General features: G+C 64.4%; 13 protein-coding genes and 1 riboswitch. Of the genes, 12 read left to right on the forward strand and 1 reads right to left on the reverse strand.

Annotated features, from left to right (window positions below):
* Positions 1-33: 33 nt before the first annotated feature.
* The 6 genes from QQM37_RS01665 to ndk all read left to right on the forward strand — a co-directional run bounded on the left by QQM37_RS01665 (position 34) and on the right by ndk (position 7,750).
* Positions 34-1,095 carry a TauD/TfdA dioxygenase family protein gene (locus tag QQM37_RS01665; protein ID WP_285724373.1) on the forward strand — a complete coding sequence of 354 codons (1,062 nt, stop codon included), beginning with the start codon at positions 34-36 and terminating at the stop codon, positions 1,093-1,095.
* Positions 1,092-1,856 (forward strand): SDR family oxidoreductase, encoded by a 765-nt coding sequence (locus tag QQM37_RS01670; protein WP_285724375.1) that lies wholly within the window; start codon positions 1,092-1,094, stop codon positions 1,854-1,856. The genes QQM37_RS01665 and QQM37_RS01670 overlap by 4 nt, the downstream gene beginning before the upstream one ends.
* 260 nt (positions 1,857-2,116) lie before the next feature.
* Positions 2,117-5,395, forward strand: a complete 3,279-nt coding sequence (ileS, locus tag QQM37_RS01675) for an isoleucine--tRNA ligase (RefSeq protein WP_285724376.1) — start codon at positions 2,117-2,119, stop codon at positions 5,393-5,395.
* Entirely contained in the window at positions 5,392-6,747 is a 1,356-nt protein-coding gene (locus QQM37_RS01680; protein WP_285724378.1) for a bifunctional folylpolyglutamate synthase/dihydrofolate synthase, read from the forward strand. Before ileS ends, QQM37_RS01680 begins: the two co-directional genes overlap by 4 nt.
* Positions 6,747-7,259 (forward strand): DUF4233 domain-containing protein, encoded by a 513-nt coding sequence (locus QQM37_RS01685; protein ID WP_285724380.1) that lies wholly within the window; start codon positions 6,747-6,749, stop codon positions 7,257-7,259. Before QQM37_RS01680 ends, QQM37_RS01685 begins: the two co-directional genes overlap by 1 nt.
* A 68-nt stretch (positions 7,260-7,327) precedes the next feature.
* A complete protein-coding gene (gene ndk, locus QQM37_RS01690; protein WP_285724382.1) occupies positions 7,328-7,750 on the forward strand; it encodes a nucleoside-diphosphate kinase in 423 nt (140 codons plus the stop codon).
* 82 nt (positions 7,751-7,832) lie between these two features.
* Here ndk and QQM37_RS01695 read toward each other — a convergent pair whose 3' ends face one another.
* Positions 7,833-8,471 carry a vitamin K epoxide reductase family protein gene (locus tag QQM37_RS01695; protein WP_285724384.1) on the reverse strand — a complete coding sequence of 213 codons (639 nt, stop codon included), beginning with the start codon at positions 8,469-8,471 and terminating at the stop codon, positions 7,833-7,835.
* A gap of 359 nt (positions 8,472-8,830) precedes the next feature.
* On the opposite strand from QQM37_RS01695, the gene QQM37_RS01700 reads away from it, so the two are divergent.
* From QQM37_RS01700 to proB, 6 genes are all read left to right on the forward strand, one after another.
* Complete coding sequence (locus tag QQM37_RS01700; RefSeq protein WP_420030105.1) at positions 8,831-11,992, forward strand: Rne/Rng family ribonuclease; 3,162 nt, start codon at positions 8,831-8,833, stop codon at positions 11,990-11,992.
* Between the two features lie 54 nt (positions 11,993-12,046).
* Positions 12,047-12,146, forward strand: a riboswitch (TPP riboswitch).
* On the forward strand, positions 12,136-13,680 hold the full coding sequence (thiD, locus tag QQM37_RS01705) for a bifunctional hydroxymethylpyrimidine kinase/phosphomethylpyrimidine kinase (RefSeq protein WP_285724386.1): 1,545 nt from the start codon (positions 12,136-12,138) through the stop codon (positions 13,678-13,680). Its footprint overlaps the riboswitch before it by 11 nt.
* A gap of 322 nt (positions 13,681-14,002) precedes the next feature.
* Positions 14,003-14,311: a 50S ribosomal protein L21 gene (rplU, locus tag QQM37_RS01710; RefSeq protein WP_285724568.1), complete on the forward strand. Its 309-nt coding sequence runs from the start codon at positions 14,003-14,005 to the stop codon at positions 14,309-14,311.
* Positions 14,312-14,343: 32 nt separating this feature from the next.
* Complete coding sequence (rpmA, locus tag QQM37_RS01715; RefSeq protein WP_285724388.1) at positions 14,344-14,607, forward strand: 50S ribosomal protein L27; 264 nt, start codon at positions 14,344-14,346, stop codon at positions 14,605-14,607.
* 157 nt (positions 14,608-14,764) lie between these two features.
* The gene (obgE, locus tag QQM37_RS01720) at positions 14,765-16,381 is read left to right on the forward strand and encodes a GTPase ObgE (protein WP_285724390.1); all 1,617 of its coding nucleotides are present in this window, start codon (positions 14,765-14,767) and stop codon (positions 16,379-16,381) included.
* The gene (proB, locus tag QQM37_RS01725) at positions 16,371-17,534 is read left to right on the forward strand and encodes a glutamate 5-kinase (protein ID WP_285724392.1); all 1,164 of its coding nucleotides are present in this window, start codon (positions 16,371-16,373) and stop codon (positions 17,532-17,534) included. The genes obgE and proB overlap by 11 nt, the downstream gene beginning before the upstream one ends.
* Positions 17,535-17,543 lie beyond the last annotated feature (9 nt).

Here is a 17,543-nt window from a genome sequence, read left to right on the forward strand (position 1 = left end):
TCACCTTGCAGACGACGGAAAGGACGGCATGTGATGAGCACTATCGCCGCCACCAAACGTGAATTCACCCGACTCGGTTCCCGTATCGGGGCCGAGATCCGCGGGCTTGACCTCAGTGGAGACCTCGACCAGGACACGGTGTCCCAGATCCGAGAGGCCCTCAACCGGCACAAGGCTCTGGTCTTCCGGGAAGCGAACATCCGCACTGACGAGGACCAGGTCCGGTTCGCGAGCCACTTCGGTCCGCTGACCAAGGCCCATCCGACGGTCGCCTCCGTGGAAGGGGAGGAGAACGTGCTGCCGATGGACAGTGAGAACGGTTCCGTCAACACCTGGCACACCGATGTCACCTTCGTCCTGAACCCGCCCCAGGCCTCCACCCTCCGAAGCATCGACGTCCCGTCCTACGGCGGCGAGACACTCATCGCCACCACCGAGGGCGCCTATCGTGACCTGCCGGAGGAACTGCGGCGCTTCGCCAACACGCTTTGGGCCATTCACACGAACGATTGCGACTACTCGGTCCCCAAGAACCTGGAACACGCCACCGCGGAGGAACGCCGCAAGGAATTCACCCGGGTCCACTTCGAGACCGCACACCCCGTGGTCCGCGTCCACCCGCTGACCGGCGAACATGGCCTCTTCATCGGCGGCTTCGCTCAGCGGCTCAGGATCGTCGGCCTGTCCAACACCGAGTCCCGGGACATCCTGCGCCTTCTCCAGGCCTATGTCACCCGGCCGGAGAACGTCGTCCGGGTGAATTGGGAACTGAACCAGCTCGTCCTCTTCGACAACCGCATCACCCAGCACTACGCGCCGGACAACTACGACTCCCAGCCGCGACGCCTCAACCGGGTGACCATCGCCGGTGACGTTCCGGTCGGCGTGGACGGCATCGTCAGCCAGGCCCTCCAGGGCGATTCCTCGGTGTACTCCGTGATCGCCCCCGTGGACGGGGAACGGGACGGTACGGACGTCACCTCCGGAGAGCACCCGGCCGATCGTCTCCGGCCCGTGATGGGGCCGGTGACTGTCTGTGACCAGCGGCTGCCTGTGACAAGATGCTTGGCTACGCCGGTTAAAGTGGTCCCATGACGCTCCAGAACACTCAGACGCCTCGCACAGCACTCGTCACCGGAGCCAGTACCGGCATCGGTGAGGCGACCGCCCGCAGACTGAGCGCCGAGGGCTGGAAGGTCTTCGCGGTGGCACGCCGCGCTGACCGGCTCGAAGCGCTCGCCCAGGAGACCGGCGTCGTGCCGCTGGCCGCCGACATCAGCGAGGATGCCGACGTTGCACGGTTGGTAACCACAGTCACCGAGGCGGGCGGCATTGACACGCTGATCAACATTGCCGGCGGAGCCCGTGGAGTCGATCCCATCGCCACGGCGAACGACGCCGACTGGGAATGGATGTTCCGGGTCAACGTGTTGGGGACGCTCAAACTGACCCGCGGATTCCTACCCATGCTGCGGGCACATGGCGAGGGGACTGTGCTGAATCTGACCTCCACCGCGGCACTGTCCAGTTATGAGGGCGGCGGCGGCTACAACGCGGCCAAGTTCGCAGAGCGCGCGATGACGCAGGCCCTCCGACTCGAAGAAGCCGAACACAATGTGCGGGTGGTGGAAGTCCTGCCGGGAATGGTCAAGACCGAAGAGTTCTCGCTCAACCGGCTCGGCGACGCCTCGAAGGCGGAAAACGTCTACCGAGGCGTGGAGAAGCCGCTCACCGCGGCAGATGTGGCGGATGTGGTGGCCTATGCGGTCAATGCACCACACCACGTGAATCTGGACGAAATTGTCATTCGCCCCGTGGCACAGGCAGCAAACCATAAGGTGATTCGCCGGGACTGAACGTCAGTCGGGTATCCGCTAGACTGAACACAAAGCACTGACCCGGCTATCACCGGTGAGCTTCCGGAAGAAAACCGGCCACACGTCGTCGTACGCGTAGCCGATGAGTAGAACCGGACGGGTATGCCCGTCACAGCAGTTTTGAGCGGTTGCGCCGGGTCACCGGTGCGGCAAGCGAGGTGGTACCGCGGTGCCGGTCCTTCACGGGGCAGGTCTCGTCCTTGCATCCTGAACCAACCACCGCAGGATGAGTCGATCAGATGCAGCAACACCCCACAGCCACCTATCCCAAGGCCAGCACCGTCCCGGACGGCGTCGTCTCCGCTTCCGTGAAGTTCCCGGAGATCGAGAAGCGGATCCTCAAGTACTGGGACGAGGACGGCACCTTCCAGGCCAGTGTCGACCAGCGCAGCGCAGGCATTGATGGCAGTAACGAATTCGTGTTCTACGACGGGCCGCCCTTTGCCAACGGCCTGCCGCACTACGGCCATCTGCTAACGGGCTACGCCAAGGACCTGGTGGGCCGCTACCAGACCCTGCTCGGCAAGCGGGTGGAACGCCGGTTCGGCTGGGACACCCACGGTCTGCCCGCTGAGCTGGAGGCGATGAAGCAGTTGGGCATGACGGACAAGACCCAGATCGAGGCGATGGGCATCGACAAGTTCAACGCCGCCTGCCGAGCCTCGGTGATGAAGTACGCCGATGAGTGGAAGGCCTACGTCAAAGGCCAGGCACGCTGGGTTGACTTCGATAACGACTATAAGACGCTCAATGTGGAGTACATGGAGTCAGTGCTCTGGGCCTTCAAGCAGCTGCACGAGAAGGGCCTGACCTACCAGGGTTTCCGGGTCCTGCCTTACTGCTGGAAGGACGAGACCCCGCTGTCCAACCATGAGCTGCGGATGGACGATGACGTCTACAAGATGCGTCAAGACCAGACGGTCACGGTGAGCTTCCCGGTCCGGCGCAGCGAGCTGGCCCTCAGCGAAGAACTCGAGGGTGTCAACCTGCTCGCCTGGACCACCACCCCCTGGACTCTGCCCACCAACTTCTCGGTCGCCGTCGGCCCGGAGATCGAGTATGTGGTGGTGGACAACGGTGGGCAGCGGTACCTGCTGGCTGCAGCCCTGCTCTCCAGCTACGCCAAGGACCTCGGCTTTGAATCCGCCGATGCCGCCCAGGCAGCCGTGCAGCACCGGTACCTCGGCAAGGAGCTGGCTGGCCTGAAGTACCAGCCGCTCTGGGACTATTACACCGACGCGTCAACGTGGGGGACCGGCACCAGTTGGCAGGTCCTGGTGGAAGACTATGTGACTACCACCGACGGTACCGGTGTGGTCCACCAGGCCTCCGCCTACGGTGAAGAGGATCAGCGAAGCAGTGAAGCGCACGGCATCCCGGTCATCGTCTCGGTGGACGAGGGTGCCCGCTTCCTGCCGACTTTCAGAGAAGGCCCGCTGGCCGGCATCGTCGGTCTGCAGGTCTTCGAGGCGAATAAGCCGATCATCAAGGTGCTGCGTGAATCCGGGCGGCTGGTCCGCGAGGCCAGCTATGAGCACAGCTACCCGCATTGCTGGCGCTGCCGCAACCCGCTGATCTACAAGGCCGTATCCTCCTGGTATGTCTCCGTAACAGCCTTCAAGGAACGCATGCTGGAGCTCAACCAGCAGATCAACTGGATCCCGGAGAACGTCAAGGACGGTCAGTTCGGCAAGTGGCTGGCCAATGCCCGCGACTGGTCGATCTCGCGGAACCGTTACTGGGGCAGCCCGATCCCCGTCTGGCAGTCCGATGATCCGGATTACCCGCGGATCGACGTCTATGGTTCGCTGGCTGAGATCCAGGCCGATTTTGGTCGGCTTCCGCTCAACCACGAGGGCCAGCCGGACCTGCACCGGCCGTTCATCGATGAGCTCACCCGGCCCAACCCGGATGATCCCCGGACGCCTGAAGAGGGACAGTCCACCATGCGCCGTGTGGAGGACGTGCTGGACGTCTGGTTTGACTCGGGGTCGATGCCCTATGGGCAGGTGCACTACCCCTTCGAGAACGAGGAGTGGTTCAACACCCACAACCCGGCGGACTTCATCGTCGAGTACATCGGGCAGACCCGCGGCTGGTTCTACATGCTGCACATCCTCTCCACGGCGCTCTTCGACCGGCCGGCCTTCCGCAATGTGATCAGCCACGGCATCGTGCTGGGCTCGGACGGGCAGAAAATGTCCAAGAGCCTGCGCAACTACCCGGATGTCTCCGAGGTCCTGGACCGCGATGGCGCTGACGCCATGCGCTGGTTCCTGATGGCCAGTCCGATCCTGCGTGGCGGCAACCTGATCGTCACGGAGCAGGGCATCCGCGACGGCGTGCGTCAGGTCCTGCTGCCGCTGTGGAACGTCTACAGCTTCTTCACGCTCTATGCCAATGCCGTGCGGAATGGCACCGGTTACGGGGCTAGGTTGCGCCATGAGGGCTACACCGATCAGTTGGATCAGTACCTGATCGCCAATACCGGGGATCTGGTGCGTCAGACCCGCCAGGCACTCGATGCCTACGACATCTCGGGCGCCTGTGATGCCCTGCGCAGCTATCTGGACATGCTGACCAACTGGTATGTGCGTCGCAGTCGGCAGCGCTTCTTCGAGGAGGATGTTGACGCCTTTGACGCGCTCTACACCGCGCTCGAGGCCGTCTGCCGGATTGCTGCGCCCTTGCTGCCATTGGTCACAGAGGAGATCTGGCGTGGGCTGACCGGGGGACGTTCGGTGCACCTGACTGACTTCCCGCAGGCCGAGCAGTTCCCGGCCAGTCCGGATCTCGTGGCAGCCATGGATCGGGTGCAGCAGATCTGTTCCACGGGATCCTCGCTGCGCAAGGCCGCTAGTCTGCGCGTCCGGCTGCCGTTGCAGGAACTGACCGTGGTGGTTCCGGAAGCCGCCACCCTGGAACGCTTTGCCGCCGTGATTGCGGATGAACTGAACCTGCGCTCCGTCCTGCTGGTCGATGCCGCAACGGCGTCGCCGGAGGAGTTCGGCATCGAGCAGAAACTGGTGGTGAATGCCCGGGCAGCTGGCCCGCGGCTGGGCAAGAACGTCCAGCTAGCCATCAAAGCCGCCAAGTCCGGCGACTGGTCGGTGGAGTCCGGTGTGGTGATCGCCGGTGGCCTGGCGCTGGAAGAGCACGAGTATTCGCTGGAAACGGTCGTGGCAGCTTCCGCAGGGTCCAGTTCGCGTGCGGCAGCGGTGCTCCCCGGCGGTGGCTTTGTGGTGCTCAACACCGAGGTGACGGGAGAGCTCGAGGCCGAGGGGCTGGCACGGGATATGGTGCGCAGCATCCAGCAGGCCCGTAAGGATGCCGATCTGCACGTCAGCGACCGGATCGTCACCACGGTCAGCGCCCCGCAGGAGATCATCGACGCCCTGGCAGCGAACGCTGACCTGGTGCGCGCGGAGACCCTCTCCGTGACCCTGGAGCTGGTTCCCGGAGACGAAGAAACCACCGTGACGGTGTCCCGGACGGTAGAAACTGAGGTAGCGCCATGAGCGACGAATATTCGGTGCAAAGTGTCTATGCCGATCTGCTCGGACGGGCGCCGGAAAACAGGATGGAACCCCGGATGGCGCCGCTATGGCGGGCCATGGAGATCCTGGGCGAGCCGCAGAAGGCCTACCCGGCCATCCACCTCACGGGAACCAATGGGAAAACCTCCACTGCGCGAATGATCGAGGCCGGCCTGCGGGCACATAACCTGCGTACGGGCCGGTTCACCAGTCCTCATCTGACCTCGGTGACCGAGCGGATCAGCATTGATGGCGAGCCCGTCTCCGATGAGACGTTCGTGCGGATCTGGGATGAGATTCATCCCTATCTGGAGATCGTTGATGCCGAACTGGTGGCCGAGGGCCAGCCGCGGCTGACCTATTTTGAGGCGCTGACCATTCTGGGCTTCGCCGTCTTCGCCGACGAGCCGGTGGATGTGGCCGTCATCGAGGTCGGCCTGGGCGGAGTGACCGACGCGACCAATGTGGTGGACAGTGTGGTCTCGGTGGTGACCCCGATTTCCCTGGACCACACAGAGCTGCTGGGCGATACACCGGGTGAGATCGCCCTGGAGAAGGCCGGGATCATCAAGCCGGGCAGCTTCCTCGTCTCTGCCGCTCAGCCCACCGATGCCGCCCAGGTTCTGCTGGAGAAGGCCCGAGAGGCGGGCGTGAACTACCGCTTCGAGGGCGTGGAATTCGGTGTCGAGGAGCGGTCGGTGGCAGTGGGCGGTCAGCTGGTCACGATTGACGGACTCGCTGCCCGGTACCCGGACCTGGTGCTGCCGCTGCATGGCGCGCATCAGGCCGAAAATGCAGCGGTGGCCGTCGCAGCATTGGAAGCCTTTTTCGGTGCGGGGGAGAAACCACTGGATCTGGAGCTCCTGCAGGACGCCTTCGCGATGGTGACCTCGCCCGGTCGCCTGGAGGTGGTGCGGACCGCACCCACCGTGATCGTCGATGCCGCTCACAACCCGGCCGGGATCAAGGCCACGGCGGAGGCCCTGCTGGAGGCGTTCAGCCTCAGCAAGCTGGTGGTGGTGTTGGGCGTTCTGCGTGAAAAGGACGCCTTGGGCATCCTCGAGCAGTTGCGTGAATCGCTGGGGGACATCGCCGAGGAAATCTGTCTCACTCAGTCCAATTCACCGCGCGCCATCCCGGCGGGGGAGCTGGCGGAGCTGGCACTGGATGCGGGCTTCGACGAGGAGAATGTGCACCTCACGGAGAAGCTCGATGACGCCCTCGAATGGGCGGTGGCGCGGGCGGAGTCGGCCGATGACCTGGCTGGCGCAGTGTTGGTGACCGGCTCCATCACGGTCATCGCCGAGGCACGGATGCTGTTGGGGAAGGCCTGATGTCAGAACCACAACCGCGTGTCCAGACGGGGCATTTCCAGACCAGAGCACAGCGTGAATGGCGGCCCGGAATGCCGAAGAAGCGCCGCTCCACCGCGGTGATGTTCGGCTCCACGGTGCTGGGCCTGGAGGGTTTCGTTGCCTTCTTTGCCACCCTGGTCGTGTTCGGTCTGCGTTCCCGGGATCTCTCCGGCCCCGTGGTGCTGAGCGTCGGCATCGTGCTCTCCCTGGTGCTCATTGGGGCCTGCGCGGTGCTGACCAGGCCCTGGGGTCGCTGGCTCGGTTGGATTCTCCAGCTGGTGCTGATCGCGGTGGGCTTCATGGAGCCGATGATGTTCGTCATCGGCCCGCTGTTTGCGCTGGCCTGGTGGTATGCGCTCACGGCGGGTTCCCGCATCGATCGGGACAATGCTGAACGTGACCGTCAACAGGCGCTCTGGGAGAAGGAACAGCCGACGCAGAGCGACGATGGCCAGAGCGATGATGACCAGCCAGGTGACCCCCTACACTGAATTCGTCCGGATTCCTCCAGGGAATCCTTGAGCCAGCCCGTCAACCCGTCGATCTGCAGGAGACCTTCATGACCACCGAACGCACTCTCGTCCTTGTCAAGCCCGATGGCGTCAGGCGTCAGCTCAGCGGTGCCATTCTGGCGCGCATTGAAGCCAAGGGGTACACCCTGGCGTCGTTGAAGAAAGTGGATGCCAGCCGTGAGGTGCTGGAGCAGCACTACGCAGAGCACGAGGGCAAGCCGTTCTACGAGCCGCTCGTGGAGTTCATGCTCTCCGGCCCCGTGGTGGCCGCCATCTTCGAGGGTGAGCGCGTCATCGAGGGCTTCCGATCCCTGGCCGGCACCACCGATCCCACGACGGCTGCCCCTGGCACGATCCGTGGCGACTACGGACGCGACTGGGGGGAGAAAGTTCAGCAGAATCTGGTCCACGGATCTGACTCGGTGGAATCCGCTGAACGCGAAATCTCGATCTGGTTCCCGGAAGCCTGAACCCAGCTACTGATGAACGGTGGCCCGGACTCTGCAGAGTCCGGGCCACCGTCGGTTAACTCGTTGCCTGACGCCGGTCGAATCAGGCGTTGCTGGCGACAAAGAGATTGATGAACCGGAAGAAGATCGTGGCGATCACGGCCAGGTAGAGCAGGATGACGATGGTCCAGCCCCAGCTGCTGATCGCTTTCACCAGCGCCGCGGGGGCCGGGATCACGCCATGCACCAGATTGCGGATGGTGGTCCAGACGAACAGCGGGATCATCATGGCCCAGACGATCATGCAATAGGGGCACAGGATCGTGATGACGTAGAGAGCCTGGGACCACAGCCAGACGATCATGACCATGCCGAGGGTGATCCCCAGCTGGAAGCAGAGCCAGTACCAGCGTGGGAAGCTCGCACCGGCCAGCAGCGAAACGCCGACCACGGCGACAATGGCGAAGCAGACGATGCCGATCAGCGGGTTGGGGAAGCCGAAGAGCGAGGCCTGCCATTTTTCCATGACGGATCCACAGGAGATGAACGCGTTGACATCGCAGGAGAGCCGCGCATTGGTGTTTTTGTAGAGTTCCAGGCGTTCGAGCACGAGTGCGGCGGAAGCGATGAAGGAAACCAGCGCGGTCAGCAGCAGGAGCCAGCCGAAGGGCTTGGTCCGTGCCGCCCAGGGAACCTGATCAACAGTTGACGCGGCGGAAGCAGAGATTTTCGACGGGGCCATACTGCTGAGTTTATCCGGTGCAACCCTCGCCTTGATCGGCAATCCGCGCCTGTCGGGGGTCGGTGTGAGAGAATAACGGTGGTTGGTGTGCCGTTCCACATGCGGTGGCCAGCCCAGTCGTTACTTGTCGCTCGGCGAGGCGTCGATGCACGGATCCGGGAATGACCTTTGACATTCCGGGCCTGACATCCGCAGCCTGGAGCGACGGGAGATGGCTGGCGTTCCGGCTGCGGTGCACCTGCTCATCGGTGCCTACCGGAATGTAGCAAACCGACTTCGGTCGATGTCTGCGGGCGTCGACCACAACCCCCGACGGGGCCGGATGTGGCGGTCGCGGTGGGGATGGAGCACAGCTGTAGATGAATATCGGTGAAGGTCACGAAGAAACCACGACTGACGTGGTGGCACCAGTCAGCAAGCCGCGGCGCAGCCGCAGCAAGAAGCTGGCGGCCGAAGTAGGCAGCCCGGTCGAAATGGCTCCCGTGGTGCAGGAGCCCGGTGCCGAGCAACCGGCTGCCGCTGGCGAGCCTGAGGCCGCGAGCCCCGCTGTCAAAGCACCGCGAAAGACCCGCACTCGCGCCACTGGGGCGGGTGTCACCGCTACGAAGGCGCGCAAGGCAACCAGCACGGTGGGAGCCGACACCACCGACGCTGATTTAGCGGTCTCCGAGGTGCTGGAAGTGGTGGAATCGGCCACCGTCGAAGCAACGGTCGTTGATGATGCCCCCCAGGCCCCCGCGCGCAAGGCCGCGAGCCGGAAGAGCTCGCGAAGCCGCAAGGCAGCGGTGCCCGCCGACTCCGAGCTGCCGAGCGAGTCGGACGTTGAGGCAGAGATCGACGCGGAGCTGGTGGAGGTCACCGCTCTGGAGCAGCCGCTGGTGGCGGAAGAGCCGGTTGTTGAGGCCCAGAACGATGAGGCTCCGAACGATGAACTGCCGTCGGCAGCCCCGCTGATCAGCTCGCCGTTCGCTCTCCCGACGACGGGCCCGGGGGTACCGCTGGCCACGGAGCCGCTGTTCCATGCTCCTGATCTGAGCCAGATCATTCCGGTACGACAGAGCCTCGAGGCCCAGGACGGCGAAGAGAACGACAGCGAAGCAGGTTCACGTCGTCGTCGTTCACGCTCTCGCCGCACGAGCGTAAGCGCCAGCTCTGCTGAGACCGGCCTGGACGCCGAGGATTCCGAGGGAGAGTCCGGGCAGGCTGCTGCCGACGACTCCGGCGAGGGATTCGCCGGAGTCGAGGAATCCTCCTCGCGTCGTCGTCGGCGGCGTCGTCGTGGCGATGCTGATCTGGAACTGCGCGGCGGAGTGGACGACGACCCGCCCAACACGGTGACCCGGGTCCGCGCGCCCCGGGTGTCCAGCGACAGCGGCAGCAACCGCGTCGTCGCGCTCCGCGGCTCCACTCGCCTGGAGGCGAAAAAGCAGCGGCGACGGGAGAGCCGGGAAACCGGTCGACGTCGCCAGGGCATCACCGAGGCTGAATTCCTGGCCCGCCGCGAGTCGGTGGACCGCGTCATGGTGGTTCGTCAGCGCGATGAGCGGATTCAGATCGGGGTGCTCGAAGACGGCATTCTCGCCGAGCATTTCGTGTCCAAAACCCAGCAGGACTCGCTGATTGGCAATGTCTACCTAGGGAAGGTGCAGAACGTGCTGCCGAGTATGGAAGCCGCCTTCGTCGACATCGGGCGCGGTCGTAATGCCGTGCTGTACGCCGGCGAGGTGGACTGGAACGCAGCGAAGCTCGATGGCGCGCCGCGGCGGATCGAGAATGCGCTCAAGTCCGGCGACACGGTCCTGGTGCAGGTCACCAAGGATCCGGTGGGCCACAAGGGCGCCCGCCTGACCAGCCAGATCTCCCTGCCCGGCCGCTATCTGGTCTACGTGCCGGGCGGCTCGATGACCGGAATCTCGCGCAAACTTCCCGATGTGGAGCGCAACCGGCTCAAGCGCATCCTCAAGGACAATCTGCCGGAGCATGCCGGCGTCATCGTCCGCACCGCTGCTGAGGGGGCCAGCGAGGAAGAACTCACCCATGACATCAACCGGCTGCGGGCCCAGTGGGAGGGCATTGAGTCGCAGGCTTCGTCCACCAAGACGCTCGCACCCGAGCTGCTCTATGGTGAACCTGATCTGACCATCAAGGTGGTCCGGGACGTCTTCAACGAAGACTTCTCCAAGCTGATCATCTCGGGAGAAGAAGCCTGGGACACGGTTGAGGCCTATGTGACCTATGTGGCCCCGGATCTGGTCGATCGCCTTGAAAAATGGACCGCGGAGGAGGACATCTTCGCAGCCCACCGGATCGAGGAGCAGATCAGTAAAGCCCTGGAGCGCAAGGTCTTCCTGCCCTCGGGTGGCTCCCTGGTCATCGACCGGACCGAGGCGATGACGGTCGTCGACGTCAACACCGGCAAGTTCACCGGCTCCGGTGGAAACCTCGAAGAAACGGTCACCAAGAACAACCTCGAAGCCGCTGAGGAGGTAGTGCGCCAGCTGCGTCTGCGGGACATCGGCGGCATCATCGTCATCGACTTTATCGATATGGTGCTTGAATCCAATCGCGATCTGGTGTTGCGCCGCCTGGTGGAGTGCCTGGGCCGTGATCGCACCAAGCATCAGGTCGCGGAGGTCACTTCGCTCGGTCTGGTACAGATGACCCGCAAGCGCATGGGCACCGGCCTCCTGGAGGTCTTCGGGGAGCAGTGCGAGGCCTGTGCCGGTCGCGGAGTGGTGACCCATGAGGAGCCCGTGGAGCATCGACGCAGCAATTCTGGGCCGGAATCGCACCGCGTGGATCAGCAACGTAGTGAGGCGCAGCGCGATGGCTCGCGGGAGGGCCAGCGCAGCAGCCGCAACGAACGCAAGCGCAGCCGGAATCGTGGTGCCGGAGCCCCCAGCGAACCGGCCGAGGAAATGACTGAGGCGGAGAAGGCTGCCAAGGCTCAGGCTGCGCGTGTTGCCCTGGCCACTATCGCAGCCGCGGCGGCAGCCACGCACCACGAGGCGACGGGCCATGACGCGGACCAGCATCACGAGATGGCGGAGGATTCGTCGGCTGAGCACACTGCGCCGGCCACACCGCCCTCGGCGGCCGATCGTGACGCTGTTCGCCTCACCTTCGGCGGAGAAGAAGTCGCTGTACCCCGGGGAAGCCACGCCAGCGGTTCCGAGGAATCCGGCCATGCCGCGCTGACCCTGGACGTCCTCGCAGATGTCTTCGAGCATCTGGCTCCGAGCACTGCTGAGGCTCCGGCTGCTTCCAGCCCGTCGGCTTCCGCTTCCACAGCACCCGCTGCTTCGAGCTCTTCGCGGGCGCGTCGTGGGCGTCGCCAGCGGGCGGGCCGGGCCCAAGGCGCTGCCGGCAGCAATGCGGTGGAGACCATGGGCGGAGGGGAGCAGACATCCCAGGGCGCAACCCTGCAGGCTGCTGCCGCTCCCGCGGCGGAGCGTGCCAAGCGCACGCCGGCTGCGGAGCCGATGATCCTTGGAGTGGGGGTCCCTGCTTCAGAGCTGTGACCGTGCCGCTCCGTCCGTCAGAGGCTTTGCCTAAGGGTCTGTGCGTTAGGCTGGTTCACTGACACGGGGTGCCAGGCCAGATGGTCGGCTGAGAACTGAAACCCGTCGAACCTGCCCGGTTAGCACCGGCGAAGGGATGTCGAATGGATGCTCGCCACACCTCAACCGCTGCCACCAACGACTGGTGGTCTGACGCCCCGGAGCTAAGCAGTAGGCCGCCGCGCGTGCTCAGCATCGCAGGCTCAGATCCCTCCGGCGGCGCCGGAATCCAGGCTGACCTCAAAAGCATCGCCGCGCTCGGCGGCTATGGGATGGCTGCCATCACCGCACTTACTGCGCAGAATACGCAGGGTGTGCGTGGTATTCAGGTGCCACCGGCGGACTTCCTGCGTCTCCAGTTGGAGACGCTCAGCGCAGATGTGAGTATCGATGCCGTCAAGATCGGCATGTTGGCCACCGCCGAAGTCGCTGCGCAGATGGGTGGCTGGTTGGCCGGACATCGCCCGGCCGTCGTCGTTCTCGACCCGGTCATGGTGTCCACCAGCGGGCATCGCCTGCTGGATGCTGAAGCCGAGCAGGCGCTGATTGACCTGCTGCCCTGGGTCGACCTGCTCACCCCCAATATTCCGGAGCTTGCGTTGTTACTGGGCGAGCCTGTGGCAACAGGCTGGGAAGCAGCACTCGCGCAGGGGCACAGGCTGGCGCAGCGTTACTCAGTGTCGGTGGTGGTGAAGGGTGGTCATCTGAGCGCTGCCACTGTGGTGGATGCCCTCGTGACACCTGCTGGTGTGCAGGCCCAGTTCAGTGCTGAGCGGCTCGACAGCACCTCGACGCACGGTACTGGTTGTTCGCTCTCCGCTGCTCTGGCGACTCTCTACCCACGGCACAGGGACTGGGCTGTTTCGCTGGCCGAGGCGAAAGACTGGCTGCACGATGCCGTACGGCGCGGTGCAGAACTGGAGGTGGGGAGCGGGCATGGTCCGGTTCATCACTTCCACCGCTGGCAGCCCGAGTCTGCCACCCGACGCTGGTGGGCTGAGCTGGCGCCCCTGCGTGAGGAGATCGAGGAGCTTCCGTTTCTTCAGGAACTGCGTGAGGGGACACTGAGCCAGGAAGACTTTGGGTACTACCTGAGGCAGGATGCCCTGTACCTGGGCCAGTACTCACGCGTTCTGGCCCGGGCCAGCGCACTGGCACCGACCGAAGCTGAGCAGGTGTTCTGGGCTCGCGGAGCCAGTCAGTGCCTGGAAGTGGAATCGGCACTGCACCGGGACTGGCTGGGCACGCACCCGAGCGGCACGGACGCTGATCCAGGTGCGGTGGGGCCGGTGACGCAGCGTTATGTTGATCACCTTCTGGCCACCACCGGTGCAGGAAGTTACCCTACTCTGGTGGCCGCAGTGCTGCCCTGCTACTGGCTCTATGCCTGGATCGGTGAGGCTCTGCTGGATGTGGGTCGCAGGCAGCCGGAGCATCCGTACCGGGTCTGGTTGCAGACCTATGGGGACCCGGACTTCGCCCAGGCCACCCGGCAGGCGATCGGGATTGTTGATCGGGCAGCTGCTCAGGCCTCGGCCCGCGAGCGGGTGGCGATGCGCTCAGCTTTTATGCTGGCCAGCCGGTATGAACTGGAATTTTTTGACGCGCCCCGACTCGCCAGAGAAGATGCGTCCCGCATCGTTGCCTAACTACAGGTAAACTAGAACAGCGCGGTTTCCGTCAGGCGGCGTGCACCTCGTTTTCTGCTGGTGCTGCCTGCCGTTCGGTGATCGTGCATTTGCGGACCACTGGGTCCATAGCGTAGCCTAGTCTGTCGGTGCATATGCCTGGTGTGGGCCATGTCTTCAAGCGATGCTGTTTCTCCTGGATCCTCCTGGAATACATCATCAGCAAGTCATGTGGTCGCGATCATCGCGATGGTCCTCGGCGAGTAGCACAACGGATGTTGTCGACGACTGACGACGCCGAACGCAAACGTATGAAGAAACGTCGAGAGAAGTGAGTTCCCCCGTGGTGTACGCGATTGTCCGCGCAAGCGGCCGTCAAGAGAAGGTCTCTGTTGGAGACTTTGTGACCCTGAACCGGGTGGCAGGTGGCGCTGGCAGCACCATCGAGCTGCCTGCTGTGCTCGTGGTCGACGGTGAGAAGATCACCTCCGACGCAGAGGCCCTGGCCAAGGTGAAGGTCACCGCCGAGATCCTTGAAGATCTCCGCGGCCCGAAGATCGTCATCCAGAAGTTCAAGAACAAGACCGGGTACAAGAAGCGCCAGGGCCACCGCCAGGCGCTCACCAAGGTCAAAGTCACCTCCATCGCTTAAGCACGTCGAAGATCTAAGGCAGGTTCAACACCATGGCACATAAAAAGGGAGCGAGTTCCACTCGCAACGGTCGTGACTCGAACGCGCAGCGCCTCGGCGTCAAGCGTTTCGGCGGTCAGGTTGTTTCCGCAGGCGAGATCATCGTTCGCCAGCGTGGCACCCACTTTCACCCTGGCGCAGGCGTAGGCCGCGGCGGGGATGACACCCTGTTTGCTCTGCAGGCTGGCGCTGTCGAGTTTGGCACCAAGGGCGGGCGTCGCGTCGTCAATATCGTGACCGAGGCTGTCGCAAGCTAGTTTTTACACGCTTTCCGGTGGAGCGGGCCGTACGGTCCGCTCCACCGGCGTTTAACATTGTTCTTGAGCCGAGACTGATACTGCCAGATGGGCAGTGCATCCAGCCCGCGTCATCGTTGGTTGACCTGGACCCGGTTCGTTTCTGAAGGAGTGCCCTGTGGCCAGTTTTGTGGACCGAGTGGTTTTGTATGTCTCGGGTGGATCTGGCGGCCACGGCTGTGTTTCGGTCAAGCGGGAGAAGTTCAAGCCGCTCGGCGGCCCCGATGGCGGTAACGGCGGTAACGGCGGGGACGTGATTCTGCGTGTCTCGGATCAGACCACCACCCTGTTGGACTACCACCATGCGCCCCACCGTCACGCAGGCAACGGCGGCCCGGGCATGGGCGACTGGCGGGGTGGGAAGCAGGGCGAGACGCTCGTGCTCCCCGTTCCGGAGGGCACCGTGGTGAAGACCCAGAGCGGCGAGGTGATTACGGACATGCTCGGGGTGGGCACTGAGTACGTCATCGCTGCCGGCGGTCTGGGTGGTCTGGGCAACGCGGCACTCTCCTCCGCCAAGCGGAAGGCCCCCGGCTTTGCGCTGCTCGGCATCCCCGGTGAGGTTCGCACCATCGTGCTGGAACTGAAGTCGATTGCTGATATCGCTCTGGTGGGCTTTCCCTCTGCCGGTAAGTCGAGCCTCATTGCTGCACTGAGCGCTGCGCGACCCAAGATCGCGGACTATCCCTTCACCACGCTGGTGCCCAATCTGGGGGTTGTGGAAGCGGGCGATGTCCGCTTCACGATCGCCGACGTGCCGGGCCTGATTGAGGGCGCCAGCGAAGGCAGGGGGCTGGGACATCACTTCCTTCGTCACGTGGAACGCTGCGCTGCTCTGGTACACGTGCTCGATTGCGCCACGCTGGAATCCGACAGGGATCCGCTGAACGATCTGGCCGTCATCGAGGCTGAGCTGGAGCGCTACGAGGTGGATGCCAGCTACGCCGATGGCGAGGCGGTGCCGCTCAATCAGCGTCCCCGCCTGGTGGCTCTGAACAAGATCGACACTCCGGATGGCCGCGATATGGCGGAGTTTGTCCGCGCTGACCTGGAGGGGCGTGGCTACCGAGTCTTCGAGATCTCGGCAGTATCCCATGAGGGACTGCGTCCGCTGGCCTTCGCCATGGCTGAGCTGGTGGCTGAATCCCGCAGAAAGAATGCCACGGCAGCTGCCGTGGTCAAGCCGCCGGTGCTACGTCCGCGCGCGGTCAACCGCCGGGAGTTCATGATCCGCCCGGAGGAACGCAATCTCGAGCCGTTGTACCGCGTGCTGGGGGAGAAGCCGGAGCGCTGGGTCAAACAGACCGACTTCACCAATGAGGAAGCCATCGGGTATCTGGCCGATCGGCTCAACCGCCTGGGCGTCGAAGACGAGCTGTTCAAACTCGGTGCGACCCCGGGGGACACCGTGGTGATCGGCGAGGATGGCGAGCATGCAGTGGTCTTCGACTGGGAGCCCACTATGGTGGGCGGCGCCGAGCTCCTGGGCGGTCCTCGCGGCACCGATATCCGTTTTGCCGATCCCACCGACCGGCCGACCCGTGAGCAGAAGCGTCAGGAGTATCAGGACCGACGCGATGCGAAGGCTGCCGCGCGTGCCGAGCTGGAGTCCGAACGCAAGGCCGGAATCTGGACCGAGTCGGTGTCCGCCCGGCGTGCGGCCGTTGCGCGTGCCGCAGCACGGGTGGTGGAGAAGGATCAGGACCAGCCGGAGCAGGCCCGCGATGACGACTGATGCCCTGGAGCCCACAGACGTGGGCACTGTGGTGAATGCGGTTCCCGGCCGTGAGATGCTGGCTACCGCTTCGCGGATTGTGGTCAAAGTGGGTTCCTCGTCGCTGGCCTCGCTGAGTGGCGGGATCTCCGACGACGCCTTGCACGCTCTGGCGGACGCCCTGGCGGCGCGGGCCCGGCAGGGTACTGAGCTGATCCTGGTCTCCTCCGGTGCCATCGCCGCCGGACTGGCACCGCTGGGCCTGCGGCGTCGACCCAAAGACCTGGCGACCCAGCAATCGGCGGCCAGCGTCGGGCAGGGCTTGCTGATGGCGCGCTACACCGAGGCTTTTGGCGCGCATGGTGTCACGGTCAGCCAGGTGCTGCTCACTGCTGATGAGCTGACCCGCCGCACGCACTATGCCAATGCGCACCGCGCCATGGAGCGGCTCCTCCATCTGGGGGTGCTGCCCATCGTCAACGAGAATGACACGGTGGCCACCCATGAGATCCGGTTTGGTGACAACGACCGGCTGGCTGCACTCGTAGCACATCTGTCCAAAGCCGACGCCATGATCCTGCTCTCTGACGTCGACGCGCTGTACGATGGACCGCCACAGAAGGGCGCCCAGCGCATTCCGCAGATCGACCACCCGGAGGAACTCACCGGGCTGGCCATCGGCAGCACCGGTGCGGCAGGCGTCGGCAGCGGGGGGATGGCGAGCAAAGTCCAGGCAGCATCCATCGCGGCGGGCTTCGGTACGCCGGCGCTGATCACCTCGGCATCGAATGCTACGCGGGCCCTGGCCGGTGAGGATGTTGGCACCTGGTTTGCCCAGCACGGCACCAGGCGGCCCATCCGACTGCTCTGGCTGGCGCATCTGGCCGGCGTGCACGGCAAGCTGATCCTTGATGACGGCGCGGTCAGAGCGGTCAAAGAACGTCACAAATCACTGCTGCCCGCCGGGCTGAAAGCGGTGGAGGGCGCCTTTGAAGCGGGCGATGCCGTGGAGCTGGCCGGGCTGGACGGGGTGGCCTTTGCGCGAGGCCTGGTCAACTATGAATCGGCCGAACTGCCACGAATGCTGGGACGGAAGACTCGTGAACTCGCCGCAGAATTCGGTCGCGAATATCAGCGAGAGGTCGTTCACGTCGACGACCTGGTGTTGCTCTGAACCGACTGC

The organism is Psychromicrobium xiongbiense (assembly GCF_030271165.1).
Taxonomy (GTDB): domain Bacteria; phylum Actinomycetota; class Actinomycetes; order Actinomycetales; family Micrococcaceae; genus Renibacterium; species Renibacterium xiongbiense.

Coding starts and splice junctions, on each gene's coding strand:
- ndk (WP_285724382.1), top strand. CDS start 7,328: ATGACCACCGAACGCACTCTCGTCCTTGTCAAGCCCGATGGCGTCAGG.
- proB (WP_285724392.1), top strand. CDS start 16,371: ATGACGACTGATGCCCTGGAGCCCACAGACGTGGGCACTGTGGTGAAT.
- QQM37_RS01695 (WP_285724384.1), bottom strand. CDS start 8,471: ATGGCCCCGTCGAAAATCTCTGCTTCCGCCGCGTCAACTGTTGATCAG.
- QQM37_RS01665 (WP_285724373.1), top strand. CDS start 34: ATGAGCACTATCGCCGCCACCAAACGTGAATTCACCCGACTCGGTTCC.
- thiD (WP_285724386.1), top strand. CDS start 12,136: ATGGATGCTCGCCACACCTCAACCGCTGCCACCAACGACTGGTGGTCT.
- rpmA (WP_285724388.1), top strand. CDS start 14,344: ATGGCACATAAAAAGGGAGCGAGTTCCACTCGCAACGGTCGTGACTCG.
- QQM37_RS01670 (WP_285724375.1), top strand. CDS start 1,092: ATGACGCTCCAGAACACTCAGACGCCTCGCACAGCACTCGTCACCGGA.
- QQM37_RS01680 (WP_285724378.1), top strand. CDS start 5,392: ATGAGCGACGAATATTCGGTGCAAAGTGTCTATGCCGATCTGCTCGGA.
- ileS (WP_285724376.1), top strand. CDS start 2,117: ATGCAGCAACACCCCACAGCCACCTATCCCAAGGCCAGCACCGTCCCG.
- QQM37_RS01700 (WP_420030105.1), top strand. CDS start 8,831: ATGAATATCGGTGAAGGTCACGAAGAAACCACGACTGACGTGGTGGCA.
- QQM37_RS01685 (WP_285724380.1), top strand. CDS start 6,747: ATGTCAGAACCACAACCGCGTGTCCAGACGGGGCATTTCCAGACCAGA.